Raw genomic sequence first — 18,342 nt, 5'->3', positions numbered from 1 at the left:
TTACTCCGGTATTTCCCCAAGCGACGGGGTATGGCTGCCCAAGCGAGCGGCAGTTATGGTCGTCGACGGTTAAACGGTAACACCAATGTGAAAATTGGGGCCAGAGTTATGGCTGTTACTTCTCCGTCTTAGCGAGGAGAGTCTGGAGGCAGCGCCAGGGGCCCCCGTATCGTTACGGAGGCCCCTTGGTGCGGAATTCTGGTTCCTTCAGCTACGGCGCTACTAGCCCCAGGGCGGTCGGCAGCCACATGCTCAACTGAGGCACGAATACAACGACAAACAGTCCGAGGACCAGCGAGATGAAGAACGGTATCAGCCGCTGGATCACTGGTTCGATCCGTAGTCCGGCCACGCGGGCACCGACGAATAGGACGTTTCCAACCGGCGGCGTAATCGTTCCGACGCAGAGGTTGAAGACGATCATGGTCCCGAAGTGGACCGGGTGAATGCCGAACTCCATGACGATCGGGAGGAAGATGGGCGTGAAGATCAGGATAGCCGGAGTGGGATCCATGAACGTGCCGACGATGAGCAGGATGATCATCATCAAGATCAGGATGATCGTCGGGTTTTCCGTCAATCCGAGAATGCTGTCCGAGATCAGATCCGGGATTCGGGCAAAGGACATCAACCAGGACATAGCGGTGGAGACACCGACAAGAAGCATCACAATAGCGGTGGTCTTCGTGGCATCCAGCAGGATGCTCGGGAGGTCTCTGACCTTGATGGTCTTATAGACGAATCCGAGCAACAGGGAGTATACGACGGCGATGGCAGCTGACTCAGTCGGCGTGAAGATGCCGGCGAGGATACCGCCGATCACAATGACGATCATCAGCAACGACGGCACTGCCTTGAGCAGAATTTCCAAGGCCTGTCCGAAGGAGACTTTGTCCATGGACTTAAGCTCGGGACGCTTCCGGGAGTAAACATAGACCACGGACATGCAAGCTAGCGCCCACAACAAGCCTGGACCGTATCCTGCCACGAACAGTGCTGCGATAGATGTACTGCTGACAAGCGAGTAGACGATGAAGGTGTTGCTAGGTGGGATCAGCATGCCGGAGGGAGCAGAGGCAACGTTTACTGCCGCTGCGAAACTTCGATCATAGCCCTCCTTGGCCTGTCTGGGGCCCATCACAGTTCCAACGGCGGCTGCCGCAGCGACCGCGGCACCACTGACAGATCCGAAGAGACCGTTGGCGACTACGTTGGTCTGTGCGAGGGATCCGGGGGCGCGCCCAACGAGTACCTTTGCTGCATCAATCAGGCGCGCTGCGATTCCCCCATTATTCATCAACACGCCGGCCAGGATGAAGAATGGAATGGCCAGCAGGGTGAAGGAGTTGATCCCTGCAAACATCTGCTGGGACGTCGTTAAGACCGCGCGGTCAAAACCGAGCACGGCGACGATTGCCGTGACCGTCGAGACGCCGATTGCGACTGCAATCGGCACGCTGAGGATGATAAGGACTGCAATCCCGATGAGAAGGATGAGCCCGGCGAGTAGTGCTGTTTCCACGGGCTCTCCTAGATAACGTCTGGGTTGTCGTCTTCGGCGATGGCTTCTTCTTCGCCTCGCAGTACGGCAATCGTGTGGTAAATCGCGTAGAAAATGATGATCACGCCGGTAATCGGCATCACCATGTACAGGGGGCCCACGTTTACCGGCAAGCCGGTGAGCGCCTGACTCCAGGACTGAACGGAGACGCGGTAGCCGCCCCAAACGAGGATCACCGCGGCAAAGACCATGATGACTACTTGGACTAAGACGGCTACCACGCGCTCCGCGCGTTCAGGCAGCTTGCGCACCACGAAATCAACGGCGATATGACCGCGCTCGGCGAATACCAGTGCCGCGCCGAACAGGCCCAACCAGACGAACAGATACTGGGCCAGTTCCGAGGTCCACGCGCTGGGGTCTTGTATGACCTGCCGCGTAAAGACCTGCCAAACGACCGTCACGACGAGAACCGCGAACAGCGCCACGCAGGCGACCGCAAGCAGTTTGTCGAAGAATTTCTTTATGGCATGCATAGCTGTTTTTTCAGTGACTCTCTGAGTAGGGGATTACTCGGCTGCGGCGCGAGTGGCTTCGTACAAGGCCTTGGCAGAGTCGGTGGTCACGTATTCGTCGATGAGCGGCTGCAGGGCGGTGCGGAAGGCTTCCGTATCGACCTCGTTGAACTTGGTTCCGGCGGCTTCAAGCTCCTTGATGGCCGCGTCCGTCTCGGAGAGCCACAGATCGGTGTGCTCGGTTACCGCTGCATCCCACTCGGCATCAAAAGCAGCGCGGTCCTCTTCGGACATTTCCGCGAGCACATCGGTGTTGATTACCAAGTAGTCGAGGCCAACGAGGTGGTTCGTGTTCGAGAAGTACTTGGCAACTTCGTTGTGCTTCTGCGTCAGGTAAGAGATTTCATTGTTCTCCGCCCCGTCAAGTACGCCGGACTGCAACGCGGTGTAAACCTCGCCGAATGCCATCGGAGTTGCGGAGCCGCCCATGAGCTCGATCATCTTCATATGGACGTCGGACTCCTGGACACGGATCTTCATGCCCGCGAGGTCTTCGGGGGTGTTGATCGGCTTCTCAGTGTTGTAAACGCTGCGGGTTCCTTGGGTGAAGCCGCCAAGGACAGTAATCTTCTGATCCTCGAGGGACGAGTAGAGTTCCCCGGTGATTTCCTCGTCGCCAACAACCTTCATCTGGTGCTCGACGTCGTCGAATACCTGAGGCAGGTTGAAGACACGGAAGTCTTCATTGAGGTTTTCCAGCTGAGTGCCGGAGACGATGGCCATCTCCACGGTGCCGTCGCTGACCAGCTGGATGGCTTCCTGCTGCGCGCCGAGGGTCTCGTTCGCGTAGACATCGATGTCCCAGCGGCCTTCGGTGGACTCCGACAGCCGTTCGCCGAAGCTGTCCAGGGCGATGTAAGAGGGGTGTGTTTCGGTCTGGTTCAGCGCCAGTCGCATGGTCTTGCCGTCGGCACTGCCGTCGGCACTGCCGGAACCGCCACCACAAGCTGTCAGTGCCAACGCCATCGCTGCCACGGACCCCATCACTGCAAAAGCTTTGTTGCCCTTCATGGTTTACCTTTTCCTGCCCGTTGTGCGGGCATTGTGTACAGCCGCGGAGATCCGCAGCTTTCCATTTTCATTGCTGCCGGTTCCAGCTGCTGGCCGCAGTGGAATGGCCGCCTCATGCATGCTGCGAATCCGCCCCAATCTGTGCACACGCCTCGTCGTGCGTGCACCGGAATGGCAGGTGGCGCCATGCATGCGTTCTAATGATTCAGCCAAAAATGGAGGGTGCGCGGCAAGCAGTTGCCATATATTGCCTTGGCCAACCCGTAAGATGTTGTGCAGGAGGACAAGTATGAGTGAAATTCAGGGGACGCCGACTATCTACGACGTCGCCCGAGTCGCAGGCGTGTCCTCATCCACGGTTTCGCGGGCCTTTGCCCGGCCAGGTCGCGTTAGCCATGAAACGGCGCAGAAGATTTTTGCGGCCGCGATCGAGCTCGGTTACCGGTCCAAGCCGATGAATGGAGCTGGGCAGCCAGGTAGCACGCGCACATCCATGATCGCGTTGGTCATCGCCGACATCCGGAACCCGGTGTACGCGGAGATGGTCCGCGGCGCTGAAGCTGCGGCAGCTGAAGCTGGCTACACCATGCTCCTCGCACATACCCAGGAATCCGACCGCCGCGAACGCCAGGCGTTGGAGCGGGCAATGTCCACGGTTGACGGGATTGTGCTTTCCAGTTCCCGCATGTCGGATTCGGCGATCCGGATGATGGCCAAGCAGAAACCGACCATCGTGATGAACAGGGCAGTCGCGGATGTTGCCAGCGTGGTTACTGATAACGCCAGGGGGATCCGCCGTGCCGCAGAGCATCTGGGCGAACAAGGCCATGACACGATCACCTATCTGGCGGGTCCGGAAGCTTCCTGGGCTGACGGGATGCGTTGGCGGTCCCTGAGGGAAGCGGCCCTGGAACTTGAACTCAATGTCCGACGCACAGCGCCGGCTCAGCCCACAGTTCGCGGCGGCGAGGAGGTGGCAGCCGAATGGCTTCAGCATCGAACATCGGCAGTCATTGCCTACAACGACCAGATGGCCATCGGATTCATCCGAGCACTGCAGCAGCAGGGGTTCAGCGTTCCGGAAGACGTCAGTGTTGTGGGCTTCGATAACAGCTACGGCGCGGACTTAATTACGCCGGCACTGACGACCGTCGCGGCACCCCTGTATGCCTTGGGTACCACCGCTGTGAATAACCTGTTGGCGTTCGCCGCGGGGGCGAAGTCCCAATCGGGTCAGCCGGTTGTCCTGCCGACCCGATTGGTTGTGCGTAATTCAACGGCCAAGCAGGTCAAACGTTAGCTGGCCTTTTCCAGCCACAGCTTGGCCGACTGCGCCAACTCGGCGGGCGAAGCGGCGATGTCAAGGACGACGCCAGGCTCCGTCGCATCGAGCGGTTCCAGCGTTTCCAGCTGGGACTTGAGCAAGGAGGGCGGCATAAAATGTCCGCTGCGCGAAGTCATGCGGTCTTCGAGCAGTTCCTGGCTCCCTTGGAGATGGATGAATACTACTGAGGAATCAGCGGCCCGGATAAGGTCCCGGTAGGACTTTTTCAGGGCACTGCAGGCAATGACCAACGAGCCCGGAGCTTGCGCAAAAGTCTCGCCGATTTTTTCGAGCCAAGGCTTGCGGTCGCCATCGTTGAGCGGGAGACCCGACTCCATTTTGTCCACGTTGGCCGGGGGATGAAGGGCGTCTCCGTCGGTGAACTCGGCGCCGATGCGCTCAGCCAGGAGTTCACCGACAGTGGACTTTCCGGATCCGGAAACGCCCATCAGCACCACGTGGTAGGGGCCCGAGGTGGTCACCAGTCGTGCACCGTCCCGTCGGCGAGACGGTTGTACGGTAGGTAGGCCTGTTGGTAAGGGAAGGAAGCTGCGGCTTCTTCATTCAGCTCAATGCCGAGTCCGGGCTTGTCGCCCGGGTGCAGGTAACCGTCGGCAAAGACCATCGACTGCTCGAACACTGTGTTGGTCTTCTCGCTGTGCTCCATGTATTCCTGGATACCGAAGTTGTGGATAGCCAGCCCGACGTGGGTTTGCGCTGCAAGGCCGACCGGGGAGACATCCGTAGGGCCATGGAAACCCGACTTGACCTGGTACTGGGCGGCGAAGTCCATGACCTTCTTCAGCGGAGAGATGCCGCCGAAGTGGGTCGAAGCCGCACGGACATAGTCGATCAGCTGTTCTTTGATCAGCGTCTGGAAATCGAAGACCGTGTTGAAGATTTCACCGATCGCCAGCGGGGTGGTGGTGTGCTGGCGGACCAGCCGGAGAGCTTCCTGGTTCTCAGCGGGCGTGCAGTCCTCGAGCCAGAACAAATCGTACGGCTCCAGTGACTTGCCCAGCTTGGCTGCCTGGATCGGTGTCATGCGGTGATGGCCGTCATGCAGGAGCGGCAGTTCCGGGCCGAACTCGTTACGGACCGCTTCGAAGACAGTAGGAAGGTGGCGCAGGTAGGCGCGGGTGTCCCAGTCTTCCTCGGTCGGCTGTGCACCTCGGCCGGCGGGTTCGAAGTCATAGCGTTCACCCGTGGCCTGTGCCTGGGCAGCAACGCCGTAGAGTGCCTTGATCCCTGGCACGGACGTCTGCACACGGATGGACTTGTAGCCTTCTTCCAAATGCTGGCGGATGGAGTCGAACAACTCCGGAATGTCGCGGCCGGAGGCATGCCCGTATGTGCGCAGACCCGTCCTTGATGCGCCGCCCAGCAGCTGGTAGACCGGCAGCCCGGCAACCTTGCCCTTGATGTCCCACAAAGCCATATCGACGGCGGCGATGGCGGCCATGGTGACAGGACCCCGGCGCCAATATGAGCTGCGGTAGAGGAACTGCCAAGTGTCTTCAATCCGGTGCGGATCCTTGCCGATCAGCAGCTGCGCAACGTGTTCCTTCAAATAAGTCGCCACGGCCAGCTCGCGGCCGTTCAGAGTGGCATCTCCCAGACCGGTAACACCGTCATCCGTGGTGATTTTCAGCGTCACAAAGTTCCGGCTGGGGCTGGTCACAATGACATCAGCAGCAATGATCTTCAAGATAGGCCTTTCAATGATTTCAAATCTCCACGTAACCGTAGCTAGGCCGGAAACCGGGTGGCAAGGAGTTGCCACAAGTTGCCGGGTTTCCGACCTAGCGCCCGTTGCCCTTACTGGTCTATGAACGATCCGCGCAGGGCATGGACCATTTCAACGACGCCGTCTTCGGCGGCGAATTCCGAGTCCAGTAGTTTCACCAGCGCGGCAGTTCGTTCCAGCCCGTCCAATGTCAGCAGCGGCATGATGCGTTCAGCCTCGGCATCGCGCACGTCCGCGCCGTCGTTACTGGCTTTTGTCAGGTAGTCGATCCATGCGGCAATCAGGCGGGCAGCTGCCCGTCCAGGGCGTCCGGCGGAGCGCTCCGCCCGGATCACAGGAACGGCGCGCATGCGCAGTTTGCTGCTCCCGTCGATGGCGATCTGGGCCAGCATGTGGGCAATGCGCGAATTGCCAAACCTTGCCAGCAGCGCCGCCCGGTACTCGTCGACCTTGAGCTCCGGCTCCGTAAGATGTTCCGCGGCCTCATCCCAGAATTCCTCGATCCAGGCAGCGCAAACGGGATCATGCAAGGCCTGCGCTACGGTGTGGCTGCCACGGAGTTGGCCAGCATAGGCCAGCAGGGAGTGGGCTCCGTTAAGCAACCACAGCTTGCGCCGTTCAAAATGCTCAATCCTGTCGACGAACACTGCGCCGGCATCCTCCCAGGCAGGCCGGCCGGCAGGGAATTCGCCGCAGAGGACCCAGCTATGGAACGGTTCCGTTACTACCGGGGACCGGTCCGCAAAGCCGGTTGCAGCGGCTACGCCGGCTATATCCTCATCCGTAGTCCGTGGCGTGATCCGGTCAATGGATGTATCCACGAAGGACACGTTTTTATCGATCCAGTCTGCCAGTTCCGGTGCTACGGCGTATGCGAGGCCGTGTACGGCATTGCGTGCAGCCGTCCCGTTGGTGCTGAGGTTGTCGCAGGAAACCACGGCTAATGGCCCGGCTTCTGCCCTTCGCCGCGCATCCAGGCCGGTGAGTAGCCGTGCAGCGGCGGACGAGGGGACGCCCCGACGGCCGGAACCGCTGGAGCCAACGAGCGCTGCCGATGCTTTCCACCACTGGCCCAGTAAGGCAGCGTCGGCGGCTACCGGCTCGGCCGCCAGATCGAGCTGCCCATCGGGGCCGAGGTAGTACGCAGCTTCTGTCACCGTCAGCGTGACGATCGCCGTCGTTGGTTGCGACAGTAGCTCTGCGAGCCGCCCAATGTTGCCGCCGTCGTACGCCGCACTGATGCTTTCGATGACCTCGTAGTTGTCTGCGTCTTCGGCCCGCTCAATAAGGGTGTAAAGCCCGTCCTGGGATTCAAGCGTTTCGGCAGCCTGCGGGCTGCGCCCGGTGAACGCAGCGATGCCCCATTCGTGGTCGGCGTCTACCTTATGCGTGTACCACGCTTGGTGGGCGCGGTGGAAAGCACCGAGCCCGATATGGATAATCCGGATCGGCGCTGGGGTGCCTGCCCGGTAGGTCTGCCGGTTCAGCGGCTGGGTTGCGGTTTGTGGAGTCACAGTTTGAAAGCCCTTCGCGGTGCGGCATCGACAATATCCACGATGAGCTCGGCGGCACGGGACTCGGAAACGCGGTGTTCGGCAACAAGCCGGGCCAGGAACGAAGCTTCAATCCGGCGGGATGCATCGTGGCGGGCCGGGATGGAGCAGAAGGCGCGGGTATCGTCGATGAAGCCGGAGGAGCGGTAGAACCCGGCGGTCTCCGTGATGGCTGAGCGGAAGCGCAGCATTGCATCCGGTGCATCGAGGAACCACCACGGGGCACCGACGTAGACGGCGGGGTAGAAGCCGGCCAAGGGGGCCAGTTCCCGTGAAAACACCGTTTCATCCAGGGTGAAGAGGATCAGGTTGAAGTTCTCTGCTGTCCCGAAGTCCTGCAGGACCGGGCGGATGGCTTCGGTGTAGTTGACGGCAAAGGGGATGTCGTGGCCGGTGTCAGCGCCGTATCTTTCGAAGGTCGGTAGATGGTGGTTGCGGAATGAGCCGGGGTGGACCGTCATGACCAGACCGTCCTGGACTGACATGCGCGCCATCTCGTACATCATGTGGGCTTCGAAAGCGTCACGGTCGGCATCGGTGGCTTCCCCGCGGCGGGCCTTGTTGAAGAGGCTTTCCGCCTCCGCGCGGTCCAGTTTGAGGGTCTGCGGAGTACGGACTCCATGATCAGCGGAGACGGCGCCGTGGTCGACGAAGTGCTGCCGGCGGTTTTCCAAAGCACGGATGTAGCCCGCGTATCCGGTGGTGCCGTCGCCGGCGGTGGTAATCAACTGGTCTACGTTTTCGATCCAAGTCGGATGGCTGATGTTCAAGTACGCGTCCGGACGGAACGTAGGCAGAACCCGACCTTGGAACGTGCCATCCGCAGCCAGCGCCGCATGGGATTCCAAGCTGTCCAGCGGATCGTCAGTCGTGGCAAGGACCTCAATGTTGAAGTCCTTGAAGAGCTGGCGCGGGCGGAAACCGGGTTCACTAAGCCTGTTCTGGATGGCATCGAAGGTGGCGTCGGCGGTCGCCTCGGAGATTTCCTGTTCGAGCTTAAACACGTGTTCGAATTCGGACCGCAGCCAGTATCCGGACGCGGTGCCGTCAAACAACGGCCAGGCCTTTGCGAACTCCCGCCATACATCGCGGGGAGAGGCCGCGGCGGATCCGCCGACGCGGAGGCGATTGAGCGGGACACCGCTGGCATGAATGAGCCGGGTGACGTAGTGGTCGGGGCTGATCAGCAGCGTTGCAGGATCAGGGAAAGGGGAATTTTTATCCAGGACGGCGGCGTCCACATGGCCGTGGGGAGAAATAATAGGCAGGTCTTGGACAAGTTCCAGGAGCCCGCGCGCGATCTTTCGGACGCCGGGTTCAGCAGGTAGAAGCCGATCAGGTTCGGCGGCTAGAGAGATTGACATTGCACTATCGTTGCCAAGCACGTGAAGTGTGGTCAACGAGTTGCCATTTGTTGGCAGCGGCTACTGCGCTTGAGCCCGGATTCTCCGCTTTAGCCAGCGACGTCCCTTTGCGACCACACTGTTGTTGACGTGGCGCACGGAGAATGACCCGTGGGCCGTTGCATAGATTTGCATAGGCGGTTTTTGGACGACGTTGACGATATCGAAAGCCATACGCTTCTCGCTATGGTCGGCGAACCGGATGAAAGCGTCGAAGATATCGCCCGGCTCGCTATCAGGCAGCTCCACAATCCATCTTCCGTTGGAGGCGGGCACCACCGTGACACCGTCTGTGTGCCGGCGGCGGAAGATGAGTTCTGTCCCGGGCGCAGTTCCGCGTGGAGCCTGCACCAACAGTTTCTTACCACTCCATTCCACGTGCTCTACCACGGCATCGGTAGCGACGCGGGTAACACGTTCCGGACGTGGAGGAGCGCCTAGGACGCGCTTCCAGTTTTCAACGAAGCGCTTTGTATCGAAGCGGCCAAGCGTCTCTATGGCGGCCGCTCCCATCCTGGTGCGTAGACCATAGTCCTGCATTAGGAGCAGGATCTTCTTAGCTAGGGCATCACTGTCGGCGAAGTCCGCCAGATACCCGTTCTCACCGTCGATAATCACTTCCCGCGGTCCATAGTTGGAGTCATACGCGACTACAGGGACCCCGTAAGACATACTTTCAAGCAGGATCAGGGGGAAACCCTCAGACGCTGAGGTCAGCAGGGTCGCGGCAGCCGTAGCGTAGATGTCGTCCGGATTACTGGTGAACGGCATGAAACGCACGCTATCTTCGAGCGACAGCTCCGCTATGAGCTGGTGGACCTTGCGTTCTTCCTTGTCCTTGTAGCCGAAGCCGTATATCTCGAGGATTGCGTTGGGATTGCCTTCAAGGACCTTTCGGAAGACCCGGATAGCTTCATCAACACGTTTTTTCGGGTGTGTTCGGGCCACGAGGACCAGTCGGTTGGGGTCCGTTGAGACGGCGGATTCTTTGCGCGGGGGAGCCACCTGGGGAATGACTTCCAGCAATTCCGCGTGGCCGAAATCCGCTGCCATGTCCTCCCGCTGCGCCTTGGTCAACAGCACAACCGCGTCGAATTCGTCGAGGCGTTCAACGAGTCTGCGCCAGTTGCCGCTTACGCCGGAGCCAGCGGTATAAGGAGGTTCAAGATGGTTGCTGTGCGCAGTTACTATTTTTCTCAGATGAGGGTGCCGTATGGATGCCACCACTTCATCCAGGTTCTGGTCGCGGAGGATGTCCAGGTTTTCCCGGAATTCCGATGTGATAGCAACATTCTCGTGCTGCGCTAGAAGCTGTTCGAAAGCGTGGGTATATAGGATTCCCATTTCTGGAAAACTCCGGGGCTTGGGGCCGAAGAGGAAGCCTTGTTCCCAGTCATTCTTGCCTGGTGATTGCCAAATAGTTAGAAAGCATTGTCCGTCCCGGCCTATATAGCGTTGAACCGTGGAATCTCCCTGCGTAACAGGGGAATGCACAACTCGAACCAGTCTGCCCACGCTGTCCATCTCATCGCGCCGGACACGCTGCCGCTCTGAATTGAAGTAGTCGATGTAAACAGGAGTTCCTGCCGAGTCGGTGCGCACAAACATCTCCAGTAAGCCGTCCCGGAAATACCGTACCGATCGGGGATTGCCACCATCCTTGATGCCCGTGAGACCGCTGTCCCGGAATGGGAAGGATGGTTTAAGACGTTCCGCCTCCGGACTTGGGTCCATCGAGTACAGGACACTGTTGACCTGGACCGCCGGGTGAAGGTGGCCCGAATCCTTCATCATTTTGACGGTGCTGGACAGACGGGGCTGGAAACCAAGGACATCGATATGGATTCCTGCGAACGAGCCTTCTTCCGCAAGGGCGCTGGCACGGTTCCGCACGGCCTTCACCAGGCCGCCTCTTTGAAGAGCAAGCGTGCTCACAGGGAAATGGACGTGCGTCTGCATGTTCGTAATGTACCCCCGGCCGACTGCAAGTGCGCCGGATGCGCCCTGCAGGCAATGCTAATTATGCGTGCCCCGGACAGGAATCGAACCTGCGACCAAGAGATTAGAAGGCTCCTGCTCTATCCGCTGAGCTACCGAGGCGGGCGGCGGAACGCTCCGCCAGTCAGCAAGTTTATCCTCTTGCCTGCGATTCTTCGAAGTCACTTCTCGTCCTGCACAGCGTCGCGTGATGTCCGGCACTCCACAAACGTGCTTCTATGGCTACTTTTGGGCAGGAGGGATTTGCAGACTGGGGATGTCGGTAACTCCGCCGGCATTGTGAGGAGGAGCAGGATCATGACAGACATCATTACTGTCCGGGGAATTATAGGAACCGATATCAAGGCGGGAACGACCAGGGGCGGGACTGCTTGTGCTGACTTCCGGCTGGCTTCCAGAGAGCGGCGATTCGACCGCGAAACCCAGGAATGGGTGGACGGTCAGACCAACTGGTACACGGTGCAGTGCTATCGGAAGTTGGCCGAGAATATCGGATCAAGCCTGAGGAAAGGCCAACCCGTCATCGTTACTGGCAAGCTCCGGCTTCGCCAATGGACCAGCGATGACGGGCGGCAGGGGACGGCCTGTGAGATCGACGCTGACTCGCTGGGTCATGACTTGTTCTGGGGAACGACCAATTTCGTTCGCGGTATTTCGTCGAGGCAGGAACCGCAAACCCAGCAGCTCTCAGCGAGGCCGCTCCCCGGTGCGGAACAAAGGTCCCCCGACGGCGTCAACGCCGGCACAGGAGAGGTATATGACTGGGGAACGGACGCTTCAACGGAGGCAGTTCCTGACTTCAACGATGACAACTCGATTTCGATTGGTGAGCGGGATGAGAACGGACTGCGGATGGCGGGATAGGAGAGACGGAGCCGGGGCGTGACACAATGACAGCGTGAAAAATCCGCATCAGCAGGGACGTTCGGTTCAAACGCGCTTTGCAGACGCCGCGTGGTTATTTGCGGCCGGCTTCGCGCTGGCAGGATGCTCGGCTGTCGGATCGGGGGCTGCCGATTCAGCGAAAAGCAGCGATGCGCCTGCCGCCGCAACAGTGCCTGCAACAACTGAAACTGCTGAACCTGCCGTCGAGACGGCGCAAGCGTCGGCCGTGGAGGTAGCCGAAAGGCACGTGCGGGAGCAGCTTGAGAAACTCGCAGCTTCGTCGCCCCGGCCCAATGAGTCGCAGATGATCAAAGCGATGACCGAGGCCGGATTCGCGGAAGACGAGATTGAGGTCTCGGCCGATATCACTCCCACGGGCCTGGCCGTCGACGCGATCGAGGCTGCAGCACCGGTAGATGAGCAATGCATTATCGGGCAGGTACGTGAAGGCGAGGTTGCGATGTCAGTGCTGCCGGTTCTGCCGGCCGGAAACTGCTTTGTCGGCAATGGCTCCTGACCGCAACGGCTGAAGCATCTAACTGCACGCGAACGGCGGCTTGGACCATGGCAGACGCCGGCCCTCAAATGTGAGTTCTGCCCCGCCACCCACTAGCCTTATGGGCATGGCGGAATTTATTTACACAATGACCAAGGCCCGCAAAGCCGTTGGCGACAAGGTCATCCTCGATGACGTGAGCATGTCCTTCTATCCCGGAGCCAAAATCGGCGTTGTCGGTCCGAATGGCGCCGGTAAGTCCACCATCCTGAAAATCATGGCTGGTCTGGACACTCCGTCCAATGGTGAGGCCCGGCTCAGCCCCGGATATTCGGTAGGAATCCTGCTGCAGGAGCCGCCGTTGAACGAAGAAAAGACCGTCCTGGGCAACGTCCAGGAGGGCGTCGGCGAGATTTACGGCAAGATCCAGCGCTTCAACGAGATCTCCGAAGAGATGGCCAGCCCCGATGCGGACTACGACAAGCTGCTAGACGAGATGGGCAAGCTGCAGGAGGCTATCGACGCCGCCGACGCATGGGACATCGATTCCCAGCTCGAACAGGCCATGGACGCGCTGCGTTGTCCGCCCGGCGACTCCGACGTAACCGTGCTGTCCGGAGGTGAGCGCCGCCGCGTTGCACTGTGCAAGCTGCTCCTCCAGAAGCCTGACTTGCTGCTCCTTGACGAGCCCACCAACCACCTCGACGCCGAGAGCGTGCTCTGGCTCGAACAGCACCTGAAGTCCTATGCCGGTGCTGTGCTGGCCGTGACTCACGACCGGTACTTCCTTGACCATGTCGCCGAGTGGATCGCCGAAGTTGACCGCGGGCATCTCTACCCCTACGAAGGTAACTACTCCACTTATCTGGAGAAGAAACGCGCCCGCCTCGAAGTTCAAGGCAAGAAGGACGCCAAACTGGCTAAGCGACTGTCGGAGGAGCTCGACTGGGTCCGCTCCAACGCCAAGGGCCGTCAGACCAAGTCCAAGGCACGTCTGGCCCGCTATGAGGAAATGGCAGCCGAGGCGGACCGCGCCCGGAAGCTTGACTTCGAAGAGATCCAGATTCCGCCGGGTCCCCGCCTCGGCCAGCTTGTCGTCGAAGGCAAGAACCTGCAGAAGGGCTTCGACGACCGCCCGCTGATCGATGGGCTGTCTTTCTCCCTTCCGCGCAACGGAATTGTCGGCGTCATCGGCCCCAACGGCGTCGGCAAGACCACGCTGTTCAAGACGATCGTCGGCCTCGAAGAGCTCGACGGCGGCGATTTGAAGATCGGCGACTCCGTCAGGATTTCCTACGTGGACCAGAGCCGTGGGGGAATCGACCCGAACAAGTCGCTGTGGGAAGTCGTATCCGACGGACTGGACTTCATCCAGGTCGGTCAGGTGGAGATGCCGTCTCGCGCCTACGTTTCCGCCTTCGGATTCAAGGGCCCGGACCAGCAGAAGAAGGCCGGGGTGCTTTCCGGCGGCGAGCGTAACCGGCTGAACCTGGCGCTGACCCTCAAGCAGGGCGGCAACCTGCTGCTCCTCGACGAGCCGACCAACGACCTCGACGTGGAGACGCTGTCCAGCCTGGAGAACGCCTTGCTCGAATTCGCCGGCTGTGCCGTGGTCATTTCCCACGACCGTTGGTTCCTCGACCGGGTGGCCACCCACATCCTGTCCTATGAAGGCACCGAAGAGGACCCGGCGAACTGGTACTGGTTTGAAGGTAACTTCGAGGCCTACGAGCAGAACAAGATCGAGCGACTCGGTCCGGATGCTGCCAAGCCGCATCGCGTTACGCACCGTCGGCTTACCCGGGACTAAATCGCGGCCCCTCAGCTGCATACGCGGCACACTGGAACATGGTGCAACTGAAGATGTCGCACAACTGAAGAAAATGGTCCGTCCGGTTGCTGACAGCCGGACGGACTATTTTGATTCGGTCGCAGCGTCGTTATGCGTCCACGGCCTCGACGGGAATGCGCATCATGCCTTCCTGCGCCACTGTGGCCACGAGCTCACCGGAGCGGGTGAAGACCCGGCCGACGCCCAATCCGCGTGCACCGGAAGCGCTTGGCGAATTCTGGACATAGAGCAACCATTCATCCGCCCGGAACGGCCGGTGCCACCACATGGCGTGATCCAGACTCGCGAACTTGATGCCGGGGCTGATCCACGCTATTCCATGGCGCCGCAGGATCGGTTCAAGCAGCGTGTAATCGCTGGCATAAGCTAACGCCGCCCGATGCAGGTTCAGATCGTCTGGCAGCGGGCCTTTGGATTTCATCCAGACAGCGTTGGTCGGCTCACGTTCGCCTTCGGCCCGGAGGTACAAGGGGCTCTGCACGTGCCGGATATCGAAGGGCCGTTCGTGCGCCCATTGCTGCGCGATCGGATGCTCGAATTCGCTCAGGAGATCGGCCGTACTCGGCAACGACTCCGGGTCGGGAATGCCCTCTGGAAAGGGCTCGTGATGGTCCACCCCGTCGGCCGGTACCTGGAAAGAAGCGATCATGGAGAGGATGGGCACGCCGTTCTGGTAGGCATGGGTCCGCCTGGCTGAAAAGGACCGCCCGTCGCGCAGTTTCTGCACGCCGAACGTGATGGGCGCGTTGGCGTCCCCCGGGCGGAGGAAATAGCCGTGCATGGAATGGATCTGCCGTGCCTCATCCACCGTGCGGACAGCGGCCAGGATCGATTGCGCGAGAACCTGCCCACCGAAGACCCGCCCGTGAGGCTGCGGCTCCGAAATTCCAACGAAAATCTCCTCATCGGTATTGGCGCCGTCCGCGTCCGAGAGGTCCAGCAGTTGCAGCAGGGCCGTGGTGGGCTCAATGCGCTCGTCAGAGGCTGTCATGGAATCTCCTTGCCGGCGTTACCCGAGAGTAATGGAACCCTTCCGAGACTAGTTCGCACCGGCCCCCGGCTCAACTACCTCGGCCGGTTCGCGCCGCGCGGCCGTGGCTTGAGAAGATGGCCTCATGCCTAAAGTGTCCCGGTTCCCGTTGCAGCTCCGTTTCAGCGACATCGATTCTTACGGCCACGTGAACAACGTGACCTTTCTGAGCTACTTGGAGACGGCACGCGTCCGGCTGCACGGCAGCCCTTCGGGACAGACTACGGACGACGGCGGACAGTTGTCCGTGAGCGATCTGGCCGGAGCGGGGAACTTCACCTTGGTGGGCCGGCAGGAGATTGAATACCTCGCGCCGCTGCTTTTCCGGCCGGAACCGGTCTATGTCAATGTCTGGGTGACGGAGGTGGGCGGCTCCAGCTTTGGGCTGGGCTACAACGTTTCCGAAGAGGACGGTTCGGCAACGTACGCCGTGGGGGAGACCACGATGGTACTGGTGAACCGCGAATCCGGCCGGCCGGTACCACTGCCGGACCTGTACCGAAAAGCGCTGGAACGTTACCAAGGACCGGCAGTCCCCTTCCGCCGTCGTGCTTCGCAAAGGGCAGGTGCCTGATTCCGTGGAAGAGACGATCATGCTGAGCCTGGTCGATCCCCAGGTGACAGCGGACCTGCGCACATACATCACCCGGGCGCGCGCTGCCGACGACGGCGCCGTGCACCTGCAGGTCTCCGGCGCCGTCCTCGCCGCCTATGTGTGCCTCATGAGGCCGCGCTTGCTGGGGGAAGCAACGCCGACCATCCTGGGGCTTCGGACAATGCCGCTGGGACGTCCGGCCCAGGCCGAAATGACCGTATCGCTGGCCTCGATGGCCGACAGGCTGGCACGGATGGCCGAGAATGACGTTGTCCTGCCGCTGCCGCCGATGCAGGTGAAGGAATCCTGGACCGGAGTACTGCCGCCGCGCTCGGGCTGGGAACCCGTGGAGCAGATTCCGTCCGAGGAGCTGCGGGCTGCCGCCGAGACGGGAATTCGGGAAGTGGCCGCAGCCGTGCCGGCGCAACCGGGTCAGTTGATTGTCAATAATGCTCGCAGTGCCGTTTGGGGCAGGTCATTGCCTGCGGCCAGCGTGCCTTTGCCAGCCGGTGCGGCATTCGCGGCGCTGACCCTGGGCTTCTTGGATGACCAACCGGCAGCACTGTTCCGCAGTGGCCGCTGGCTGCGGTTGTCGACGGCCCGGGGCCACGTGCTGGTTCGTAGCGGCGCGTCCCTTTAGGCCTTACACTCGGCCGCGGGAATACCCGTACGGTGAGCTAGGCGCTGTTAACCATAGAATGGGCTGCCCGCTCGAAGTAATCCCATAGGGTCTGTTCGTACAGTGGCGGCAGTTCGAGCGAGTCCACGGCCTTGCGCATGTGCTTCAGCCAGCGGTCGCGGGCGTCGAAATCCACCTTGAACGGCTGGTGGCGCATCCGCAGCCGGGGATGGCCGCGCTGCTCGCTGTAGGTGCCGGGGCCGCCCCAATACTGCTCGAGGAACATCCGCATCCGTTCCGTGGCAGGCCCCAGATCCTCCTCCGGGTACATCTTCCGGAGCACTTCGTCCTCGGCGATGCCTTCATAGAAAACGTCCACCAGCTTTACGAAAGTCTCATGTCCGCCCACGGCATCGTAGAAGTTGTCCGTGTACACCGGCTGCTGGAACGCGTTGGCAGCCCGTGCCGCCGGCTGCAGCGTCGCGATGGGCTGGCCGAACCGCGATTGCAGGGGCATGGCCGTTGCAGCGCCGTCCGTCGCGGCGGCAGCAGGGGTAGCCTCGGGCAGCGAGGCAGAGGGAAGATCTTTGTCAGTCATAACTATTGGCAGCCTGTTCGTCGGTATCTGGACCCATTCTCTCCAACGTCGGCCCGTTGCGGCTAATTCCCCGTGGCTCTGCATCCGGGGCCACGGCGAGGACTTAGTCTGGTGGCGGCGGGAGTTGTTGCGAGATCAGGAGGGCGCAAGCATGCATGAGGACATCAGCATCGAACATGATCTGGTCATCGATGCGCCGCCCGAGAGAGTCTGGAGCCTGCTGACCGATCCTGACGCCATCCGTCGCTGGTATGCGTTCGATGGTGCGGTCTGCGAAGCAGTTAACGGCGGCCGGATCGAACACAGGTGGCGAGAACATGGCCGTTTCCTCGGGAAGGTGCTGCAGGTCCAGCCGTACGGACTTTTCCAGTACCGCTACGCCGCGCAGCCTGAGACGGAACCGCAGTTGGGCGCCAGTACCGTGGTGACCTTCCGGCTGGAGCCGGAAGGGACCGGCACCAGACTTTTCGTGACCGAGCATGGATTCGAGCAGATCGCCGGGTCGATGGTGGAGGCCCGTGAACTGGCCGCGATGAACCTCACGGCCTGGCGCACCGGGTTCACCACGTTGAGCGATCTGGCCCGCCGCCGCTGAACACCGCACCGGCGCCTTGCCTGGCCGAGCGCCGCCTAGGCGTGGGCCAGCCGGGCCGGGAACAAGGTCAGTTCACGGTGACAGGTTCGTGCATCACCGGGAAATTGACGCTGCGGGCAATGAAGCATACCTGGTTCGCGTCGTGGTGCAGCTTCTGCGCGAGTTCGTTATGGGCCGGGTCCGCAACAGTGACGCGCGGACGAAGCGTTACGGAAGTAAATTCGCCGCTGCCGTCCCGGTTCAGGTGCAAGGTGCCCTCGGCGTCGTCCGTGTATTCGGTCACCACGATGCCGTTTTTCACCGCAAGGTGCAGGTAGGAGAGCATATGGCACTGGGACAGTGCGGTGAGCAGGAGCTGCTCCGGATTCCACCGGTCTTTGTCCCCATGGAAGGTGGGGTCGGCGGTGCCGGCAAGATCCGGAAGTCCCGGCGCCGTGATGACGTGGTCACGTCCATAGCTCCGGTATGACGAAGTGCCTTCGCCACGGTTGCCCGTCCAGGCGAGCGATATGCGGTAGCGGTGGTTGCTGAGGTCCATGACCGGATTAAAGCACGTAAAG

Annotated in this window: 18 protein-coding genes and 1 tRNA gene; 7 read left to right on the top strand and 12 right to left on the bottom strand. The window is 60.9% G+C overall.

Translation table 11 applies throughout. The features are described from left to right. Positions 1 to 211: 211 nt before the first annotated feature. Genes AC5RWO_RS11970 through AC5RWO_RS11960 form a run of 3 tightly spaced genes read right to left on the bottom strand, consistent with a single transcriptional unit; the run spans position 212 to position 3,087 of the window. A complete protein-coding gene (locus AC5RWO_RS11970; RefSeq protein ID WP_498731578.1) occupies positions 212 to 1,522 on the bottom strand; it encodes a TRAP transporter large permease in 1,311 nt (436 codons plus the stop codon). An 8-nt stretch (positions 1,523 to 1,530) separates the two neighbouring features. Next, complete coding sequence (locus tag AC5RWO_RS11965; protein WP_498731577.1) at positions 1,531 to 2,037, bottom strand: TRAP transporter small permease; 507 nt, start codon at positions 2,035 to 2,037, stop codon at positions 1,531 to 1,533. Between the two features lie 33 nt (positions 2,038 to 2,070). Then, positions 2,071 to 3,087, bottom strand: coding sequence for a TRAP transporter substrate-binding protein (locus AC5RWO_RS11960; RefSeq protein ID WP_498731576.1), 1,017 nt, complete (start codon positions 3,085 to 3,087; stop codon positions 2,071 to 2,073). Positions 3,088 to 3,376: 289 nt separating this feature from the next. On the opposite strand from AC5RWO_RS11960, the gene AC5RWO_RS11955 reads away from it, so the two are divergent. Further along, positions 3,377 to 4,387 (top strand): LacI family DNA-binding transcriptional regulator, encoded by a 1,011-nt coding sequence (locus tag AC5RWO_RS11955; RefSeq protein ID WP_498731575.1) that lies wholly within the window; start codon positions 3,377 to 3,379, stop codon positions 4,385 to 4,387. Here the strand turns inward: AC5RWO_RS11955 and AC5RWO_RS11950 are convergent. The 6 genes from AC5RWO_RS11950 to AC5RWO_RS11925 form a co-directional block, all read right to left on the bottom strand. Next, on the bottom strand, positions 4,384 to 4,893 hold the full coding sequence (locus tag AC5RWO_RS11950) for a gluconokinase (protein ID WP_498731574.1): 510 nt from the start codon (positions 4,891 to 4,893) through the stop codon (positions 4,384 to 4,386). The two genes, AC5RWO_RS11955 and AC5RWO_RS11950, sit on opposite strands and share 4 nt — an antisense overlap. After that, positions 4,890 to 6,119, bottom strand: a complete 1,230-nt coding sequence (manD, locus tag AC5RWO_RS11945; protein ID WP_074702126.1) for a D-mannonate dehydratase ManD — start codon at positions 6,117 to 6,119, stop codon at positions 4,890 to 4,892. Before manD ends, AC5RWO_RS11950 begins: the two co-directional genes overlap by 4 nt. A gap of 110 nt (positions 6,120 to 6,229) precedes the next feature. After that, complete coding sequence (locus AC5RWO_RS11940) at positions 6,230 to 7,672, bottom strand: mannitol dehydrogenase family protein (RefSeq protein ID WP_498731573.1); 1,443 nt, start codon at positions 7,670 to 7,672, stop codon at positions 6,230 to 6,232. Next, positions 7,669 to 9,075, bottom strand: coding sequence for a glucuronate isomerase (gene uxaC / locus AC5RWO_RS11935; protein ID WP_498731572.1), 1,407 nt, complete (start codon positions 9,073 to 9,075; stop codon positions 7,669 to 7,671). The genes AC5RWO_RS11940 and uxaC overlap by 4 nt, the downstream gene beginning before the upstream one ends. Before the next feature lie 60 nt (positions 9,076 to 9,135). After that, positions 9,136 to 11,073, bottom strand: coding sequence for a glycosyltransferase (locus tag AC5RWO_RS11930; protein ID WP_498731571.1), 1,938 nt, complete (start codon positions 11,071 to 11,073; stop codon positions 9,136 to 9,138). Positions 11,074 to 11,141: 68 nt separating this feature from the next. Beyond that, positions 11,142 to 11,214 (bottom strand) — tRNA-Arg (locus tag AC5RWO_RS11925). Between the two features lie 195 nt (positions 11,215 to 11,409). Here AC5RWO_RS11925 and AC5RWO_RS11920 point away from each other — a divergent pair. The 3 genes from AC5RWO_RS11920 (at position 11,410) to ettA (ending at position 14,303) form a co-directional block, all read left to right on the top strand. Continuing rightward, positions 11,410 to 11,976, top strand: coding sequence for a single-stranded DNA-binding protein (locus AC5RWO_RS11920; RefSeq protein WP_498731570.1), 567 nt, complete (start codon positions 11,410 to 11,412; stop codon positions 11,974 to 11,976). Positions 11,977 to 12,166: 190 nt separating this feature from the next. Further along, positions 12,167 to 12,514: a DUF6993 domain-containing protein gene (locus AC5RWO_RS11915; protein ID WP_498731569.1), complete on the top strand. Its 348-nt coding sequence runs from the start codon at positions 12,167 to 12,169 to the stop codon at positions 12,512 to 12,514. Positions 12,515 to 12,620: 106 nt separating this feature from the next. After that, entirely contained in the window at positions 12,621 to 14,303 is a 1,683-nt protein-coding gene (gene ettA / locus AC5RWO_RS11910; RefSeq protein WP_074703383.1) for an energy-dependent translational throttle protein EttA, read from the top strand. Between the two features lie 130 nt (positions 14,304 to 14,433). On the opposite strand, the gene AC5RWO_RS11905 is transcribed toward ettA, so the two are convergent. After that, on the bottom strand, positions 14,434 to 15,336 hold the full coding sequence (locus AC5RWO_RS11905; protein WP_498731568.1) for an acyl-CoA thioesterase: 903 nt from the start codon (positions 15,334 to 15,336) through the stop codon (positions 14,434 to 14,436). Positions 15,337 to 15,460: 124 nt separating this feature from the next. Here AC5RWO_RS11905 and AC5RWO_RS11900 point away from each other — a divergent pair, with 124 nt between their 5' ends. Further along, positions 15,461 to 15,949 (top strand): acyl-CoA thioesterase, encoded by a 489-nt coding sequence (locus AC5RWO_RS11900; protein WP_498731567.1) that lies wholly within the window; start codon positions 15,461 to 15,463, stop codon positions 15,947 to 15,949. Positions 15,950 to 15,968: 19 nt separating this feature from the next. Then, positions 15,969 to 16,610 carry a DUF8185 domain-containing protein gene (locus AC5RWO_RS11895; protein ID WP_498731693.1) on the top strand — a complete coding sequence of 214 codons (642 nt, stop codon included), beginning with the start codon at positions 15,969 to 15,971 and terminating at the stop codon, positions 16,608 to 16,610. A 37-nt stretch (positions 16,611 to 16,647) separates the two neighbouring features. Here AC5RWO_RS11895 and AC5RWO_RS11890 read toward each other — a convergent pair whose 3' ends face one another. Continuing rightward, positions 16,648 to 17,106, bottom strand: a complete 459-nt coding sequence (locus AC5RWO_RS11890; protein ID WP_498731692.1) for a globin — start codon at positions 17,104 to 17,106, stop codon at positions 16,648 to 16,650. Positions 17,107 to 17,338: 232 nt separating this feature from the next. Here AC5RWO_RS11890 and AC5RWO_RS11885 point away from each other — a divergent pair, with 232 nt between their 5' ends. After that, on the top strand, positions 17,339 to 17,782 hold the full coding sequence (locus tag AC5RWO_RS11885; RefSeq protein WP_498731566.1) for an SRPBCC domain-containing protein: 444 nt from the start codon (positions 17,339 to 17,341) through the stop codon (positions 17,780 to 17,782). A 67-nt stretch (positions 17,783 to 17,849) separates the two neighbouring features. Here the strand turns inward: AC5RWO_RS11885 and AC5RWO_RS11880 are convergent, their stop codons facing one another. Then, the gene (locus tag AC5RWO_RS11880; protein WP_498731565.1) at positions 17,850 to 18,320 is read right to left on the bottom strand and encodes an OsmC family protein; all 471 of its coding nucleotides are present in this window, start codon (positions 18,318 to 18,320) and stop codon (positions 17,850 to 17,852) included. Positions 18,321 to 18,342: the final 22 nt, after the last annotated feature.

It is taken from the genome of Arthrobacter sp. B055-34, assembly GCF_059090425.1.
Note: the sequence above shows the minus strand (reverse complement) of the source record. Positions and strands in the feature narration are given on the sequence as shown.